Annotated in this window: 14 protein-coding genes and 2 pseudogenes; 4 read left to right on the forward strand and 12 right to left on the reverse strand. The window is 71.6% G+C overall.

Translation table 11 applies throughout. The features are described from left to right. Positions 1-22: 22 nt before the first annotated feature. From ACWD35_RS42385 to ACWD35_RS42420, 8 genes are read right to left on the reverse strand one after another with little or no spacing between them, the layout of a single operon-like run. The gene (locus ACWD35_RS42385; RefSeq protein WP_451356686.1) at positions 23-1,417 is read right to left on the reverse strand and encodes a V-type ATP synthase subunit B; all 1,395 of its coding nucleotides are present in this window, start codon (positions 1,415-1,417) and stop codon (positions 23-25) included. Then, positions 1,414-3,150, reverse strand: a complete 1,737-nt coding sequence (locus ACWD35_RS42390) for a V-type ATP synthase subunit A (RefSeq protein ID WP_451356687.1) — start codon at positions 3,148-3,150, stop codon at positions 1,414-1,416. The genes ACWD35_RS42385 and ACWD35_RS42390 overlap by 4 nt, the downstream gene beginning before the upstream one ends. Next, on the reverse strand, positions 3,147-3,656 hold the full coding sequence (locus tag ACWD35_RS42395; RefSeq protein WP_451356688.1) for a hypothetical protein: 510 nt from the start codon (positions 3,654-3,656) through the stop codon (positions 3,147-3,149). The genes ACWD35_RS42390 and ACWD35_RS42395 overlap by 4 nt, the downstream gene beginning before the upstream one ends. Continuing rightward, positions 3,656-3,880 (reverse strand): V-type ATP synthase subunit F, encoded by a 225-nt coding sequence (locus ACWD35_RS42400; RefSeq protein WP_451356689.1) that lies wholly within the window; start codon positions 3,878-3,880, stop codon positions 3,656-3,658. Before ACWD35_RS42400 ends, ACWD35_RS42395 begins: the two co-directional genes overlap by 1 nt. A gap of 2 nt (positions 3,881-3,882) precedes the next feature. Then, the gene (locus ACWD35_RS42405; protein ID WP_451356690.1) at positions 3,883-4,296 is read right to left on the reverse strand and encodes an ATP synthase subunit C; all 414 of its coding nucleotides are present in this window, start codon (positions 4,294-4,296) and stop codon (positions 3,883-3,885) included. Between the two features lie 4 nt (positions 4,297-4,300). Continuing rightward, the gene (locus ACWD35_RS42410) at positions 4,301-5,710 is read right to left on the reverse strand and encodes a V-type ATPase 116kDa subunit family protein (protein ID WP_451356691.1); all 1,410 of its coding nucleotides are present in this window, start codon (positions 5,708-5,710) and stop codon (positions 4,301-4,303) included. Beyond that, positions 5,697-6,611, reverse strand: a complete 915-nt coding sequence (locus tag ACWD35_RS42415; RefSeq protein WP_451356692.1) for a hypothetical protein — start codon at positions 6,609-6,611, stop codon at positions 5,697-5,699. Before ACWD35_RS42415 ends, ACWD35_RS42410 begins: the two co-directional genes overlap by 14 nt. Further along, a complete protein-coding gene (locus ACWD35_RS42420) occupies positions 6,608-7,054 on the reverse strand; it encodes a hypothetical protein (RefSeq protein WP_451356693.1) in 447 nt (148 codons plus the stop codon). Before ACWD35_RS42420 ends, ACWD35_RS42415 begins: the two co-directional genes overlap by 4 nt. Before the next feature lie 167 nt (positions 7,055-7,221). Between ACWD35_RS42420 and ACWD35_RS42425 the strand changes: the two genes are divergently transcribed. After that, positions 7,222-8,088, forward strand: a complete 867-nt coding sequence (locus ACWD35_RS42425) for a CBS domain-containing protein (RefSeq protein WP_451356694.1) — start codon at positions 7,222-7,224, stop codon at positions 8,086-8,088. Between the two features lie 66 nt (positions 8,089-8,154). On the opposite strand, the pseudogene ACWD35_RS42430 reads toward ACWD35_RS42425, so the two are convergent. Beyond that, positions 8,155-8,306, reverse strand: a pseudogene (locus ACWD35_RS42430) (helix-turn-helix domain-containing protein); the annotation flags it as partial. Here ACWD35_RS42430 and ACWD35_RS42435 point away from each other — a divergent pair. After that, positions 8,307-8,671: pseudogene (locus ACWD35_RS42435) on the forward strand (HNH endonuclease); the annotation flags it as partial. It lies immediately after the preceding pseudogene. A 72-nt stretch (positions 8,672-8,743) separates the two neighbouring features. On the opposite strand, the gene ACWD35_RS42440 reads toward ACWD35_RS42435, so the two are convergent. Both ACWD35_RS42440 and ACWD35_RS42445 read right to left on the reverse strand, forming a co-directional pair. Beyond that, positions 8,744-10,327, reverse strand: a complete 1,584-nt coding sequence (locus tag ACWD35_RS42440; RefSeq protein WP_451356695.1) for an MFS transporter — start codon at positions 10,325-10,327, stop codon at positions 8,744-8,746. 12 nt (positions 10,328-10,339) lie between these two features. Continuing rightward, complete coding sequence (locus ACWD35_RS42445) at positions 10,340-11,038, reverse strand: SDR family oxidoreductase (protein WP_451356696.1); 699 nt, start codon at positions 11,036-11,038, stop codon at positions 10,340-10,342. Positions 11,039-11,146: 108 nt separating this feature from the next. Here ACWD35_RS42445 and ACWD35_RS42450 point away from each other — a divergent pair, with 108 nt between their 5' ends. Both ACWD35_RS42450 and ACWD35_RS42455 read left to right on the forward strand, forming a co-directional pair. Continuing rightward, positions 11,147-11,653, forward strand: a complete 507-nt coding sequence (locus ACWD35_RS42450) for a winged helix-turn-helix transcriptional regulator (RefSeq protein ID WP_451356697.1) — start codon at positions 11,147-11,149, stop codon at positions 11,651-11,653. A gap of 157 nt (positions 11,654-11,810) precedes the next feature. Beyond that, a complete protein-coding gene (locus ACWD35_RS42455; protein ID WP_451356698.1) occupies positions 11,811-12,305 on the forward strand; it encodes a PaaI family thioesterase in 495 nt (164 codons plus the stop codon). A 217-nt stretch (positions 12,306-12,522) separates the two neighbouring features. Here ACWD35_RS42455 and ACWD35_RS42460 read toward each other — a convergent pair whose 3' ends face one another. Beyond that, a complete protein-coding gene (locus ACWD35_RS42460; protein WP_451356699.1) occupies positions 12,523-14,613 on the reverse strand; it encodes a SpoIIE family protein phosphatase in 2,091 nt (696 codons plus the stop codon). Positions 14,614-15,439: the final 826 nt, after the last annotated feature.

The following is a 15,439-nucleotide window of genomic DNA, read 5'->3' on the forward strand; positions in this document are numbered from 1 at the left end:
GGCGCCCGCCTGCCGTGCCCGTTCACGGCGGCCCCTCCTCCTGCGAGGGGCGGCGGGCGTCGAGCAGTTCGGCCGGGATCATGCCCAGCTGGCTGCGTGGCAGCGTCAGCAGCACGTCCCAGGCGCGATCCAGGGATTCGTCCAACGAGCGGTTCTCGTCCGTGCCCTGGGCGACGAACCGCTGCCGGAAGGCGTCCTCAAGGTCCAGGTGGCGCAGGTCGGTCGGACTGAGCGCCGGCCGTCCGATCAGGTCGGCCAGCTCCCGCACCTGACGCGACCGGGCCAGCGCGGCGATCAGCTGCGCGGCGACGTCCGGATGATCGGCGCGGGTCCGCCCCGCCCCGGCTCCCTTGCGCATAAGACGCGACAGCGAGCCGAGGGGGTCCACGGGCGGATACGCGCCGGTGGCGTGCACATCGGCGGACAGCACGATCTGGCCCTCCGTGATGTAGCCGGTGAGGTCCGGGACGGGGTGCGTGATGTCCCCGGCCGGCATGGTGAGCACCGGGAGGACGGTCACCGACCCGGGGCGGCCCCGGATCCGGCCGCAGCGTTCGTAGAGGGAGGCGAGGTCGCTGTACAGATAGCCGGGGTAGGCCCGGCGGGCAGGGATTTCGCCGCGTGCGGCGGACACCTCGCGCAGCGCCTCCGCGTAGGCCGTCATGTCGGTCATCACCACCAGGACATGGCGGCCCTCCGTGAACGCCAGGTGCTCGGCCACCGTCAGCGCGATGCGCGGGGTGAGCAGCCGCTCGATGACCGGGTCGTCGGCGGTGTTGAGCAGCAGCACCAGTTCCCGCGCCGCCGAACGCTCCGCCAGCCCGGCGCGGACGAACGACGCGTCGGCGTGCGTGAGTCCCATGCCGGCGAACACGACGGCGAACGCCTCGTCCCCGCAGGTGGCCTGGGCAGCGATCTGCACCGCCAGTTCGAGGTGTGGCAGACCGGCCGCCGAGAACACCGGCAGCTTCTGGCCGCGCACCAGGGTGGTGAGCACATCCACGGCGGACACGCCGGTCAGCACCGGCTCGTTCGGCGGCTCCCGGCGCACCGGGTTGATCGGCGCGCCGCCCACCGCCGCATCCGTCCCGCCCAGGACAGGCGGCCCGCCGTCGGCCGGTTCGCCCCGCCCGTTGCACACCCGGCCCAGCCAGCCGGCCCCGACCGGGATGCGCAGCGGCGTGCCCGAGAAGATGACACGTGTGCCGGTGCGGTCCATGCCGGCCGTGTCCTCCAGTACCTGCACCACCGCGAGATCCCGGTCCACCTCCAGGACGAGCCCGTGCCGTCGCTCACCCGAATCGAGAACGATGGTGGCGAACTCGTCCCAGCCCACCGCGCTCACGCCTTCCACGACCGCGAGCGGGCCGCGCAGTTCGCGCACCCCCGTGTACTCGATGTCCGTGAACCCGCTCATGGCGCCGCCTCCCCGAGCCGGGCCAGCACGGTGTCGCGGGCCGCCGCGACCGGAGCGGTCTGCGTGGGACCGGCGCTCTCGCGGGCCCGCACCAGCGGGGTGAAGTCCACCGCCTCCACTGCGTCCGCCGCGGCACCCGAGTCGACCAGTTCCACGCAGCGGTCGATCACCGTCAGCGCGGCTTCCACGAGGGCCGTCGTCTTCTCCGGCGCGCTGTAGGCGTCGGCCGGGGACAGCGCGCTCTGCTGGATCACCGCCTCGCGCAGCAGCCGGCCGGCGAGCACGCTGATCCGCTCGCGCGGCGGCAGGGCCGTGATGCCGACCAGTTCGACCAGGTCGGCCAACCGGTCCGCCTCGGCGAGCAGCCCGGCCACCCGGCCTCGCCTTCTCGCCCAGTCGGGGTCCCCGGCCCGCGTGTGGGCGACGGCAAGCGCGGTGGCGTCCCGGGAGAACGAGTCCACCCAGGAGACGGCCGGGTAGTGGCGCGCGTAGGCCAGGTCGCGGTCCAGGCTCCACAGACACCGCACGAAGCGCTCGGTGTGCGCGGTGACCGGCTCGGTGCGGTCACCGCCGGGCGGGGACACGGCGCCGATCACCGTGACGGACCCGGTCGCGCCGCCGAGGGTGCGCACCGCCGCAGCCCGTTCGTAGAACGCGGCCAGTTGGGAGGCGAGCCCCGCCGGATAGCCCTCTTCGGCGGGGAGTTCACCCATGCGGGAGGCGAACTCGCGCAGGGCCTCCGCCCATCGGGAGGTCGAGTCGGCGATGACGACGACGTCGAGGCCCATGTCGCGGAAGTACTCGGCGACCGTCGCACCCGTGTGCACACTCGCTTCGCGGGCCATCATGGGCATGTTGGAGGTGTTGGCGATCGTCACCGTCCGCTCGGACAGCCGCCCCCCGGTGCGCGGGTCAGCCAGCTCCGACAACTCCTCGATCACGTCCGCCATTTCGTTGCCCCGCTCGCCGCAGCCGACGTAGACGATGACGTCGGCGTCGCACCACTTCGCGATCTGCTGGAGCAGCATGGTCTTGCCGGTGCCGAAGCCGCCGGGGACGGCGACCGTGCTGCCGCGCGCCACGGGGAACAGCAGGTCGACGGCCCGCTGCCCGGTGTGCAGGGGCAGTTCGGCGGGCAGCCGCTCGGCCACGGGGCGCGGCCTGCGGACCGGCCAGGCCTGCCCCATGCGCACCTCGTGCCCGTCCACGACGGCGAGCACCGCGTCCGCGGTGTACTCGCCCGCCGCCGCGACCCGGGTCACCTCGCCCGAGCGGTCCGGCGGGACGAGGAGCCGCAGAGGCACCTTCGCCCTGATCTCGCCGAGGACGGCACCGGCCGCCGCCTGCGTTCCCTCGGCCACGGCGGGTGCGAAAACCCGAGTCCGCCCGTCCGGCGCGCCTCCCGTCCCGCCGGTCAGGAGAAGGTCCCCGGCGCCGGACAGAGGGCGCAGCAGGCCGTCGAAGACACCGCCGAGCAGCCCGGGGCCGAGCCGCACCGACAGCGGTCGGCCCTGCGGCTCGACGGGATGCCCGGGTGCCAGGCCTCCCGTGTACTCGTATGCCTGGACGGTGGCCGTGCCGCCGTGGATGGCGACCACCTCGCCGGGGAGCCGAGCGGCTCCCAGCACAACGAGATCGTGCATGGCCACGGAGGCAGGGCACGCCACCTCCACCAGCGGTCCGGCGACGCGCAGGATCTGCGGGGGTGTTCGCACGGCGCGGGGGCTGTTCACGGTTGCTCCCACAGGCTCTCGGCCGCGACTCCCAGCCGGTCCAGGGCGCGGTCGGCAAGCGTGTCGGCGGACAGGTCGACGCGGCGTCCGGGCACGTCGGCGGTCACCCCGCCAACCGGTACGGCCATGACCCTGGCGTCCGCGCCCAGCAGGCGCCGGGCCAGCTCCGCGAGCCGCTCCCGCGGGACGACACTGTCCGCCAGGGCCTGCCGCACACCCGCGCGGACCCTGGCCCGGAGGTCCGCGTAGACCTCGGCACGGGCGGCGAGTTCCACGGCCCAGGCGTCCTCGATCGCACGGACCCGCTCGCGGGAGGCTGTGGTGGCGCCGTCCCTCTCGCCCGCTTCCCGGGCCTGTGCGAGGACCTGCTCGGCCGTGCCGCGCGCGACGCGCAGCGTCTCGTCCGCGTCGGCCCGCGCCCGGTCCAGGACCGCGTCGGCCGAGGTCCGGGCCGCCCGCAGCAACTCGGCGCGGACGGGGGCCAACGCGTCCACCGGCGCCGCCATCAGGGCATCACCACCGTCAACGGCCGGGACGGATCCGGCTCCGTCACCGCCGCTCCCAGCGCCTCGGCGGCCTCGCCCGTGAGGATCACAAGTCCGACCGAGTCCGGGAGGTCCTGCCAAATGCGCCGGACGGTGTCTGGATCCTCCGCGACCAGGACGTCGACCCCGGCCAGGGCCAGCCCGCTCACCCTCGTCCGCGCGCCGATGGCGGCCACGGTGCTCACGGTCACGCCTTTCCGATGAGGAGGATCGCCACCACCAGCCCGTACACGGCGATGCCCTCCGCCAGGCCGACGATCACCATCGCGCGGCCGAAGAGCTCCGGTCGTTCGCTCAGCGCGGCCAGTGCCGCAGCTCCGGTGTAGGCGACGGCGATCGCGGCCCCGACGGAGGCCCCGGCCACCGCGATGGCCGCCGCGATCAGCGCGGTCCCATTGACTCCGCCGGACGCCGCGGCCTGGGCCGAGGCCTGCGCGGGCCCGGCGAGTGCCGTGGCCAGGACGACGCAGGCACCGGCCAGCAGCGCGAGGTTCGTCGCCAGCAGCCAGCGGAACACGTGTCCGGTCCGGCGCCGCCGCAGCAGCCGTACGGCACCGAGCACCGCCACGAGGACGGGCAGGACGATCAGCCAGGTGAGCATGGGATCACCTTCGTAGGAGCGCGTCGGCAGGTTCCGCCGGAGGAACGTGCCAGGGACGGAACGGACGGCCCTCCGTTTCGAAGAGCCGGGAGAAGAGCTCGTAGAACTCCAACCGCAGGGCCTGTACACCGGCCACCAGGGCCTCCAGGCCGAAGGAGACGGCCGTGCCCACGGCGAACAGCAAGGCGGCGCCGAGGACCCCGGCGGCCCCGTGTCCGGCCAGGCCAGTGGTCCCGCGCCACACCAGATCGGCGAGTGCGGCGTGGGTGAGGCCGAAGGCCGCGAGCCGTGCGAACGACAGGGTGTTGGTGCCCGTGCGCACGACCACGTCGAACAGCCGTACCACCGTCTCGGCGAGCCCCGCGCCCCCGCCCGCCGTGGCCCGGAACAGCCCGAGGGCGACCAGCGCCAGCCCGGTCACCGCGAGCGCGGCCCCCGCCACCGCAGGAGCCGGCACGCGCAGGACCAGGCCTGCGGCTGCCAGCGCGAGCCCCAGATAGAACAGCAGCCCGGCGCAGCCGGATGCCGCGTACAGCCCCGGGCTCCAGCCGTCCTCCCGCACCCGGTTGACGGCACCGGCGGCGTGCGCGAGCGCCAGCAGCCCGGCCCCGAGGACCACGGCGGCGGCCAGCAGCCGGGCAGGGCTGGCCAGCGGGCTCAGCCACAGCACCGGCAACAGGCCCGTCGGCCCGAAGAACTCCCCGTAGGCGGCGCCCGCGAGCATCGACGCCAGGCCGGCGCCCGCGAGGAAGGGCCACAAGCGGCGCAGCGGGGCGAGGCGCCGGGGCCGACCGAGGCGGAGTGCCAGGGCTCCGAGGAGCAGCAGCGCTCCGTGCCCGACATCGCCGAACATGATCCCGAACATCGCGATGTAGGCGAGGCCCGCAGGCCACGAGGGGTCCAGGTCCGTGTACGCCGGTGTGCCGTACGTCGTCACCAGAGGGGTGAAGGAGACCCGTCCGGCCGACCGCAGCAGCGTCGGCGGGTCCGTGCCGCGTGGGGACGGCAGCGGCACCAACGCGCCGCCCGCAGCCGCCAGCCGATCCGCGACGCGAGGCACCTCCGACGCCGGGCACCATCCGGCGAGCGCGGCCACCTCGCCGCGCCGTACGGCACCCTCCGCGCGTTCCTCCAGCTGGGCCTCGCCGACCAGCAGGTCCGTATTGCACCGCTGTTCGAGCTGATCCAGGTCGGGCGCGGCGGCAGCCAGGAGCGCGGGTCCGGCGGCCTCGCCGTGCCCCTGCAACCGCCGCAGCCGTATCGCCGCCGGGCCCGGGGCCGCCTCCTCGGCACGCTCCAGCTCCACACAGCCCGCTTCGGCGATCCGCACCAGGGTGTCCCGCAGCGCCGCCTGCGGCACGATCACCGCCACACGGCGCATCCGGACCGGCGTCATCGCCTCAGCCCAGGGCATCGAACGCCTCCCCGAGCCGTCCGCCCCGGGCCGCCGACTCCAGGGCCGCCCGAACCCGCCACGCGTCCACGGAGAGCGCCGCGACCGCGCCTACGACCACCCGGGGTCCGTACCGGCTGTTGTGCAGCATGGCGGCGCCGTCGTCCCGGAGCATCCGCCACCAGCGGGTCTCGGCCCGCCACAGCCCGTCCGGTCCCTCGACGTCCACCAGGATCCGGCGGGCCGCCACTGGCAGACGTTCGTGGAACTCCTGGTACGAGGCGGCGGCAGGCGCCTGTGTCCCGAGCAGCCGAGCCGCGTCGCGGCGGGCAGGCTCCGGCAGGGAGCGCCCATGCACGAACAGTTCACGCGCTGTCAGCAGGGCCGCCCGTGCGACGGCCCAGTCACGGGCCTGCGGTACGGCGACGGCGGTGCGCCGCGCGGCGGCCATCCGCATGCCCGTGACCACGGCCCAGGGCGTGTCGCCGCCCGGGTCGCCCCACGGAGAGGCCGCGAGCGCGGCGCGCAACTCGGCGGGCGTCCCGGTCTGTTCGAGTCGCCGCCAGGCGGTCTCCAGCGCCCCGAGCCGGTACGGTTCGGGGACGTCCGGCGCGGTCAGCCGGGAGGCCACGTTGGCGACCTCGAATCCGGCGGCGAGCGGAACGAGCAGCCGGGCCCCGTTCCGCGGCAGCCAGCCCGCCAGCACCCTCAAGTGCCACAGCAGCGTGGCGGACACCGCCCGCTGCGCCTCGGGCAGACCGGCCGTCGCCCGCGCGTACTTCACATACGGCGTCCCGGCCAGCCGGTGCAGGGCCTCGTCGAAAGTCGCGCACGCCGCGATCTCCCGTGCCCCGACGGCACCCGGGTACCGGTCGGCCAGGGCCCGCGCCCGGACCGCTCCGGCCACCCATCCGGCGCTCATGGCACCCCGCCTGCCCCGTCCGTCCCTGACAGCGATCCCAGGGCGTCGGCCACCGCGCGGTCCACCAGCTCCGGCATCCGCTCCCGGGCCCGCTCCCGGACCGACTCGGCGGCCCGTTCACCGGCGGCACGGAGGGCATCCGCCTCGCGCCGCGCCTCGTGAAGGACGGGGGCCGCGGCCTGCCGTCGTACTTCGGGGGCCTGCTCGCGGGCAGCTGCCACGAGGCGCGCCGCCTCCCGCGCGGCCTTCTGCCGGACGGCCTCGGCCGCCTCGTCAGCCGCGGTCCGGATGCGGGCGGCCTCCTGCTCAACGGCTGCGAGGCGCGCCAGGGTCGGCTCCAGCTCGGCAGCGCGCTCCGCCGTCCGGTCGGCGGGTACGCCGGTGGCGGCTGCCCCCGGTGTACCGGTCGGGCGGAACCGCTCCAGGAAGTCCCGCAGGCTCATGGCCGGCCTCCTGCCGGTCGGCTGCTCCTTCAGTGTCACCGTCCCGGTCCCGGCCCGCACCGGATAGGGCCGTCATGCCGTCCCACCAGGGCCGTTCGGCTCTTGGCGCCGAGCGGCAGGGCGAAAGACTGGGACGGTAGGCAATCCGACGGAATCCGGAGGCCGCCGTGAACGCGCACGAGAACTTCTCCGCGGAGAGCCAAGCCCGGCGGGGCCTGCCCGCCCGCCCCTGGAGCCCTGGTGAGGAGAAACGGCAGGAGATGCTGGTCCGCTACCTGGGGGCGGTCGCCGCAGCCGCTGCCAGACACGCGGCGACCTCAGAGGAGCCCTCCTCGCGTGCCCCGGCGAGCGGGACCACCCAGCCGGCTCCGCCGGCCGCGCCGGCCCCCGAGGCCGCGCTTCCCCTGGTGCGGGACGTGATGGAGGTGCCCGCCGTCTCCCTGCGGGACGACCTGTCGTACCGGGAGATCGCCCGGCTGCTCGCGCGTGAGCACATCGGTGCCGTCCCGGTGGTGGACAAGAGCGACCGCGTGGTGGGAGTCGTCTCGGAGTCGGACCTGTTGGCGAAGGTGGCGTTCGAAGCCTCCGGCCACCGGCCCGGGCGCGTCGGCAGGCTGCGGGAGCGGCGCCTGCACAGCAAGGCACGGGGCGAGACGGCGGCCGATCTGATGACCAGCCCCGCGATCACCGTGCTGCCGGGCGCGACCGTCGCCGAGGCGGCCTGGCTCGCCGCGCTGTCCCGGCTGAAGCGCATCCCGGTCACCGACCACGAGGACCGGCTGGTCGGCGTCGTGGGCCGCGACGCACTGCTGCAGGCCCTGATCAGGGACGACGCCGGGATCCAGGCGGAGGTCGAGGCCAGGATCGAGGCCGTCTGCTCACCGGGCGACCGGAAGGCCGTCGAGGTGAGCGTGCACGACGGCATCGTCGAACTGGCGGGACGGATACCGTCGGCGACCGGAGCCCGGCTGGTGGCCGAGGTCGAGGAGATCGTCGACGTGGTCGAGGTGAAGAACCTCCTCACCACGGCCTGAACCGGCAGCCCTTCCTGAACCCTGAGAACGCCTGAACCCTCAGTGGTCCGCGTGTTCCCCGGAGTCGTGTTTGACGGTCTTCTCCGACAGGTACAGCTTCTTGCCGATCTCACGGTTGGTCAGCCATCGCCGACCAGGGCGAGGATGTCCCGCTCGCGCGGCGACAGGCTCGCCAGCTCGGGCGGCAGCGACGGGGTCTCCACGGGGTCGGCCCGCAGGAGTACCGGTGCGCCTTCTGCAGTTACGACGGCAGGAGCGGCGCGGTGCCGGTCGGGCTGAAGGCCGCCCACGTGCGCTGGTGGGCGTTCGGCGGCCCCGACGACATCGAGAACGGGCTGTGCCTGTACGCGCTGCACCACAAGCTCTTCGACAAGGACGTCCTCGGCGTGGGAGACGATAACCGGATCCTGGTCTCACAGCGCTTCTCGGCCACAGCCCCGCCGCCCGCGAGCACGTCATAGCCCTCGCGGGCCGTCCACTCGTCGGCCCACAGCCCGGCGCACGCCCCGTCGTGGCCGCTCACCGCCACTGGCACACCCGCCAGGTCTTCCACGGCGAGCCACGCCCTGCCACGGCAGCCTGACCGCCCCTGCCCCGTCGGCACCGCTGCGCAGGCGAATCCGCGGTTCTCGGCGACGCTCCTGGAAGCTACGCGTCAGTTCGTCGTGACGGTGGTGTGGTGCGGTCGGTTGTGCACAAGAAGGGCTGAGGCGAGGGCCGCGCACAGGAACACGGCGGCGATGACGATCATGCCGGTGTGGACGCCGGAGGTGAAGGCGTCGCCGATCGCGGCGGTCACGTTCGGCGGGGCCGCTCGGTGGCCACCGCTGCCGGTGGAGACGGCGTGCTCGACGGCGGGCCAGGCTGCTCGGGGGACGTGGTGGGCGTCTAGCCGGGCCGGCAGTTGGGACTGAAGCCGGCTGGCGAGCAGGGCGCCGAGGAGGGAGGAGCCGGTGACGGATCCGATCTGGCGGAAGGCGTTGACGGCTCCGGAGGCCATGCCAGCGTGTTCATGGGAGACGCTGACCAGGGCGGCGGCGGTGCTCGGCGCGGCCACCATCCCGCTTGCGGCTCCGAAGAGCACGTACAGCCACCACACCCTCGTATAGGGGGTGGTCGGATCCAGCGTGATGAATCCGGTCGTGGCGGCGGCTCCGATGAGGAAGCCGAGGGTCAGTGGGAGCTTGAAGCCGGTGCGGCGGATCACGCGTCCGGTTGCGTAGGCGACGATGACGTAGACGCCGAAGAAGGCCAGCAGCCGCCATCCCACGTCCAGGGCGGACAGGTGCTGGACGCGCTCGTAGAAGAGCACCGACAGGATGGCCATTCCGGTGAAGCCGAACAGGGAGACGGCCCCGACGAACATGACGGCGCTGAACGACGCCGACCGGAACAGGGTCATGTCCAGCATGGGTGTGCTGCCTGCGCGCTCGGCGAGGACGAAACCGGTCAGGGCCGCGGCCGCGATGATCCAGGCGGTGAGGATGCGGGGGCTGGTGTAGCCGTCGTGTCCGCCTTCGATGAGGGCGTAGACGAGGGCGGCGATGCCCAGGACGGCCAGGACCTGGCCGGGGATGTCGAGTTTGCCGCCGGGGCCGTGCGATTCGGCGACGAAGACAGCGGTGGCCATGGTGACCACGGCGAGGACGGCGGTCGACAGGAAGACCGTGTTCCAGTGGAAGTGGTCCAGCAGTGTGCCCGCGATCAGAGGGCCGACGGCGAGTCCGATGCCGGACGAGGCCGCCCAGGCGGTGACGACTTCGGTGCGCCGGTGGGGGTCGGGGAAATTTGCTCCCAGGATGGCCAGGCTGTTGGGCAGGATGAGAGCACCGCCGAGGCCGGAGATGAACTGGCCGGAGATGACGCCTCCCGCCGAACCGGCGGCATAGACGATGAGCGACCCGATGATCATGACCGCAGCGCCGATGAGGAAGGTGCGCTTGCGGCCGTATAGGTTGCCGATGGTGCCGGCAGACATCACCAGACTGGCCACGACCAGGGTGTACGCGGAGGGGATCCAGACGAGGCCGGTCGGGGAGACGTGCAGGTCGTCCTGGATGGCCGACAGAGCCGATACCGATGCGGTGATCAGCAGAAAGGTCGTCATGGCGCCCAGACACATCGCGATGAGCGTGACGGCGGCGGCGAGCCGGGAGGGCTGGTTCTGGGAGGGCCGGACACCGGTTTGCCGGTCGGTCGGCCTGAGCCGGCCCGGGGCGGGGGAAGGAGCGGAAGTCACGGTGTCCTCGTCTCAGCCGAGCTGCGGGTAAAGGGCGGCGACGCCACCGGCGAGGTCGGCCTGCACCTGGCGGCTGACATCGTCGACGACGATCTCGGCAGCCCCCGAGGCAATGCCGTCGACGGCCGCGCGGGCGACGTCCGCCGGGTCGCTCTTGGGCCCGGTGACATTGCGGGCCATGTCGGTGTCCATGTAGCCGACGTGGAGTCCGGACACGGCGATGCCCCGGGGCGCGAGCTGCTGACGAACCGTGTTGGTCAGGCTCCACTCCGCGGACTTGGCGGCGGCGTAGGCGCCGACGGCGGGAAAGCTGATCCACGACAGCGCGGACAGGATGTTGAGGATGGCGCCGCCGCCCTGGGACTCGATCACGGGGGCGAAGGCCCGGATCATTCCGAGGGTGCCCAGGTAGTGGGTCTCCATCTCCAGGCGGACGGCGTCCCAGCTGCCGGTCAGCAGATCGGCGCCCGTGGAACTGCCCGCGTTGTTGATCAGCACTGTGATGTCACGGGCCTCCTCGACAGCTGCGGCGACGGAGGCGGGGTTGGTGACGTCGAGCCGTATGGCTTTCACAGCGGGCAGATCGATCTGGTCCGGCCGGCGGGCCGCCCCGTACACCGTGGCGCCACGCGCGACCAGTTCCTGGGCGAGTGCCCTGCCGAGCCCGCGGTTGGCCCCGGTGACCAGGACGGTTGCTGTGCTGATGTCCATGATTCCTCCCTCGGGATGCGCTCATCCCGGCTGACTTACGATTGCAGAAGTTAGCTACGACGGTATAGGCTGACTTGGCATGAGGCAAGCCAGGTGGAGGGTGGAGAGATGAAGGATCTACTGGAGGAACGGGACGCCTGGTCCATGGCCAACTGCTCAATCGCCAGGACTCTGGAGATCGTCGGCAACAGGACAGCGCTGCTGATCATGCGCGAGGCGTTCTTCGGCACACGCCGGTTCGACGACTTCGCCAAGCGTGTGGGCATCGGCGAACCCGCCGCCGCGGCGCGCCTGAAAGAACTGACCGCTGCCGGGCTCCTGGAGCGCGTCCCTTACCAGGAGCCCGGCCAGCGGACCCGGTACGCCTATCGACTGACCCAGAAGGGACGGGACTTCCTGCCCGTCCTCGTGGCGCTGCGGCAGTGGGGCGACACCTGGGCCGCCGACGAACAAGGGCCCCCTGTGGTCGTACGCCACGAAAATTGCGGCGCCCCGGTCCACGCGGTGCTCCGCTGCGACAACGGCCACGACGTGCAGCTCGGGAACTCGTTCGTCGACGCCGGCCCGGGTCTCATTCGCGTCAGCCCGGACAGCCCTGAACCCAGCGGCGGCTGAAACACCCCGCAGGACGATTCCAGCGCAGAACGGGCCCGCCCCGCCATCGCCGACCGGCACACCACACCGACAACACACGCCCCCGAGGAGCTGCCGCATGTCCGAAACATCGAAGAAGTCCCTGAGTGCCGATGCGACCGACCGGACAGGAGCGGCAATGCACAGATCACGCGTGTTCGGCTGGGAAAACCCTGCGATTTCCGCCGACGCCGTCCCTCACCACAGCGGCCTCGACTTCCTCCGCGAAATCCTGGCCGGGCGCCTGCCCGCCCCGCCGATCGCCGCCACTCTGGGCTTCACCCTGGAGGAGGCCGAGCACGGCCGGGCGGTCTTCGTACTGGTGCCGGGCGAGGAGCACTACAACCCGATAGGCAGCGTCCACGGCGGCGTCTATGCCACGCTCCTCGACTCGGCGGCCGGCTGTGCGGTGCAGTCAGTGCTGCCCCAGGGCATGGGATACACGTCGATCGACCTGACCTTGAAATTCCTGCGCCCGATCACCGTCGACACCGGAAAGATCCGCGCTATCGGCACCGTCCTCAACAGCGGCCGCCGCACCGCCCTTGCCCAGGCAGAACTCCGCGACTCCGACGACCGGCTGCTGGCCCACGCCACCAGCAGCTGCATGCTCTTCCCGGTCGCGGCCCGCTGACCACCATGCGCGGAACGATGGAGGGGACCCACGGAACTGGCTGACCCGTCCGGGCTGCATCGGCCAGGTGTTCTCCTTACTGTCAGCTGAAGTCGATATCGCTGAGGTTGTTCCCGCCGGACGGGCCGGGCCCGCCCTAGTCCTGGGGACGCGATGCCACCGGTCGCAGAGGGAGGCATACCGTTGGCCGACGACGATCCGCGCGCCCTCGGCGTCGCTATGACCGCTGTTGGGGACGGGGCGAGGTTGCGGGCGGGAGATTCTGCTCGGCCCAGACGGTCTTGCCGTCGAGGGAGTAACGGACGCCCCAGTTCCGTGCGAGTTGGGCGATGATGAACAAGCCGCGCCCGCCTTCGTCGATGGTCTTGGCGTGGCGCAGCCGCGGCGCGAGGGCATTGCTGTCGTGGACTTCGCAGGTGACCGTGCGGTCCTTGATGAGCCGCAACTGCACAGGCGGTGTTCCGTAGCGGATGGCGTTGGTGACCAGTTCGCTGACGATCATTTCGGTGGTGTAGGCGGTTTCCTCGTCTACTCCCCAATGGGTGAGTTGGTGTTGGGTGTGGGTGCGCGCCGCGGCGACAGCCTTGGGGTGGTGGTCGAGATGCCACGCGGCGACCTGATCGGCGGGGAATGTGTGGGTGCGGGCGAGGAGGAGGATGACGTCGCCGTGACGCGTGTCGTTCCTCAGCCGGTAGAGCACGTCATCGCACAGATCCTGCAGTGGCCGGTCAGCGTGGACCAGCACCCGTTGAAGGGTATCCGCGGACTGCGAGGTGGTCAGGAGGGATGGGGTGTAGAAGGCGAGGATGCTGCCGTCGGCGACAGAGACCGTGGTGGCAGCGAAGGGGGGTCCTTCGGTACTGCCCAGGGGAGGTCCGCTCGGCAGGTGAGGGATCTCGGTATTCCCGTCGGGATGGGCGATCACGGGTGGGGGGTGGCCGGCCAGGGCGATGGTGCAGGTCCGGGCGAACGGGTCGTAGACCGCGTACACGCAGCTTCCCTTGAGCGGCATGGGATCGCCGGGCGGCAGAGCTGCGCGTTCCTGGGCCAGGCGTATTGCGGTGTCGTTGAGGCGAGCGAGGAGCTCGTCGGGCTCCAGGTCGAGCGCGGCCAGGGAGTGCATGGCGGTCCCTATCTGTCCCAGGGTGGTGGCCGCATGGATGCCTTGGCCGGCTACTTCGCCGACCACCAGCGCGGTGCGGGCGCCGGAGAGGGCGAATGTGTCGAACCCGCCGCCTCCACCCGTTTCAGAGGGCACCAGCATGTGCGCGGTTTCAACGGTCGTCTGCGTCGCAGCCTCGGGAAGCAGCAGGTGGCGCTGAATTGTCAAGGCGATGGTGTGTTCGCGGGTGTAACGGCGGGCGTTGTCGATGCACAGTGCGGCGTGAGCAGCCACTGCGACGGCAAGGGTGACATCGCCCTGGTCGTAGACGTCGCCCTGGTCGGTTCGGTACAGGCTCATCAGTCCCAGCACGTTTCCCCGCAGAGTCAGGGGTGTGGTGATAAGGCTGTGGGCACCGGAGGCACGGATTGCATCGGCATGCAGCGGGACGGGCGCCAGCCAGGGCGTTTCGGGGCCCAGGGCGACCAGGCGGGGCTTGAGGTCGGTCAACGTCTGCGCGTAAGGCGTCGGAAACGGCAGAGCACGCACGTCACCCACTGGATGTGCCTGAACCTGCTCATCGCCACCACTGCGGCCGAAGGCGGCACGGCGCAGCGGCACCTCTCGTCCGAGAGGACACGGCGGAGGTTCCTCGCCACGCACCACTGCGTCCACCACTTCCACCACGGCGATGTCGGCGAGGTCCGGCACCACCGCCTGCACCAGTTCCTCGCAGGTGGCCACCACGTCGAGGGTCTGTCCCACTTGCTCGCGCACCGAGTCGAGGACGCGCAGACGGGCGTGCACCTTTTCACGTTCGGTGACATCGAGTATCTCCGTCAGCACCCCCAAGATCCTCCCCTGCGCGTCCTCAAGACGACATGCCGAGACGGAGAACTGGCACTCCGGCCCCGGCGCGCCCTTCGGACGCACCCTCACCAGTCGCCCCCGTGTCGGCGCGCCGCTCTCCAGCACGCTGCGCAGCATCGCCTCGACCTCACCAGGCGCGGAAAGGTCACACACGTCGGTGACGCGCCGGCCCGTGAGCTGTTGAGGGGACGTTTCGTACAGGAACGGCGTGTCGACGTTGATCCGTAGGATTCGCAGCTCCGTGTCCAGGACCATCAGGCCAGTCGGGGACTGGTGGAACAGAGCTTCCAGTACTGCCGTACCCTCGACGGGCGAAATGGCTTTGTTTCGCGCCACGGCAACCCACCTCCCCTATCCAGCCTGCTCCTGGCTTCTGTGCGCCGCTCCCTCGCATCACGAGACCTGCCGGACGGACCACCGCCGTTACGGCCTCAACCCGCTGTTGTCGAGCGCTCGCCAGCGGCTTGCCGCACCGAAGGGAGGCGGGGCGGTTTCGGGGCCAGCGGCCAGAACGGCCCGGGAATCCCCGTGAACACGTGAGAACCACGAGGGGGTGTTTGCATGAGTGGCATGGCGCGGTCCGCAGGGCCCGGCATCGGCCGTCGCTTTCGGATCACCGCCGCGCGAGCCCCACACGCTGGATGCACGCAGCATTCCGCGCACGTCCTCGTAGCGGTCCACATGTGCTCGGATCTCCCGTTCGGTGCCAGAGGTGAAGATCACCCACGGCCCGTCCACCACCACAGGGTCCCCCCACCACACCTCGACATCGGGCTAGGGAAGCGGCGGTGTCCAGCCAGGATCCAACGCTGCAATGCAGGCAATCAACCGCTCCATGCCCGCAGAGACCGGACCGTTGAGCAACATGCCGTTGTTGGCGGGCCGTCGAAACATGGTCCCCTCACCCCATATGACCCACGCTTCGGGCTCGTTGTCCGACATCCCGTCCCGTTTCTCGTGCCGTTCTGCCTCTATCAGCTGCTTTGAAAGCAGAGGCTAGAAAGGATCATGTTGACACCGCAGCGACCCTGGTCATCTGACTCGGCGCATGATCGCCCGGACAAGTCCTAGTAGGGCTTGGTCAGCTTCACTCGGGAGTGGCGTGTCTGTTGGGCTGCGGGTGTCGTTGGGGTGGTGTGACACCTGAGGAGATGGCCGGGGT

Source organism: Streptomyces sp. NPDC002671, from assembly GCF_053592475.1.

Bases quoted from the DNA above. Each gene is read 5' to 3' on its own strand.
- ACWD35_RS42385 (WP_451356686.1), bottom strand. From the start codon at position 1,417: ATGAGCGGGTTCACGGACATCGAGTACACGGGGGTGCGCGAACTGCGC.
- ACWD35_RS42395 (WP_451356688.1), bottom strand. From the start codon at position 3,656: ATGGCGGCGCCGGTGGACGCGTTGGCCCCCGTCCGCGCCGAGTTGCTG.
- ACWD35_RS42405 (WP_451356690.1), bottom strand. From the start codon at position 4,296: ATGCTCACCTGGCTGATCGTCCTGCCCGTCCTCGTGGCGGTGCTCGGT.
- ACWD35_RS42410 (WP_451356691.1), bottom strand. From the start codon at position 5,710: ATGCCCTGGGCTGAGGCGATGACGCCGGTCCGGATGCGCCGTGTGGCG.
- ACWD35_RS42415 (WP_451356692.1), bottom strand. From the start codon at position 6,611: ATGAGCGCCGGATGGGTGGCCGGAGCGGTCCGGGCGCGGGCCCTGGCC.
- ACWD35_RS42420 (WP_451356693.1), bottom strand. From the start codon at position 7,054: ATGAGCCTGCGGGACTTCCTGGAGCGGTTCCGCCCGACCGGTACACCG.
- ACWD35_RS42445 (WP_451356696.1), bottom strand. From the start codon at position 11,038: ATGGACATCAGCACAGCAACCGTCCTGGTCACCGGGGCCAACCGCGGG.
- ACWD35_RS42450 (WP_451356697.1), top strand. From the start codon at position 11,147: ATGAAGGATCTACTGGAGGAACGGGACGCCTGGTCCATGGCCAACTGC.
- ACWD35_RS42455 (WP_451356698.1), top strand. From the start codon at position 11,811: ATGCACAGATCACGCGTGTTCGGCTGGGAAAACCCTGCGATTTCCGCC.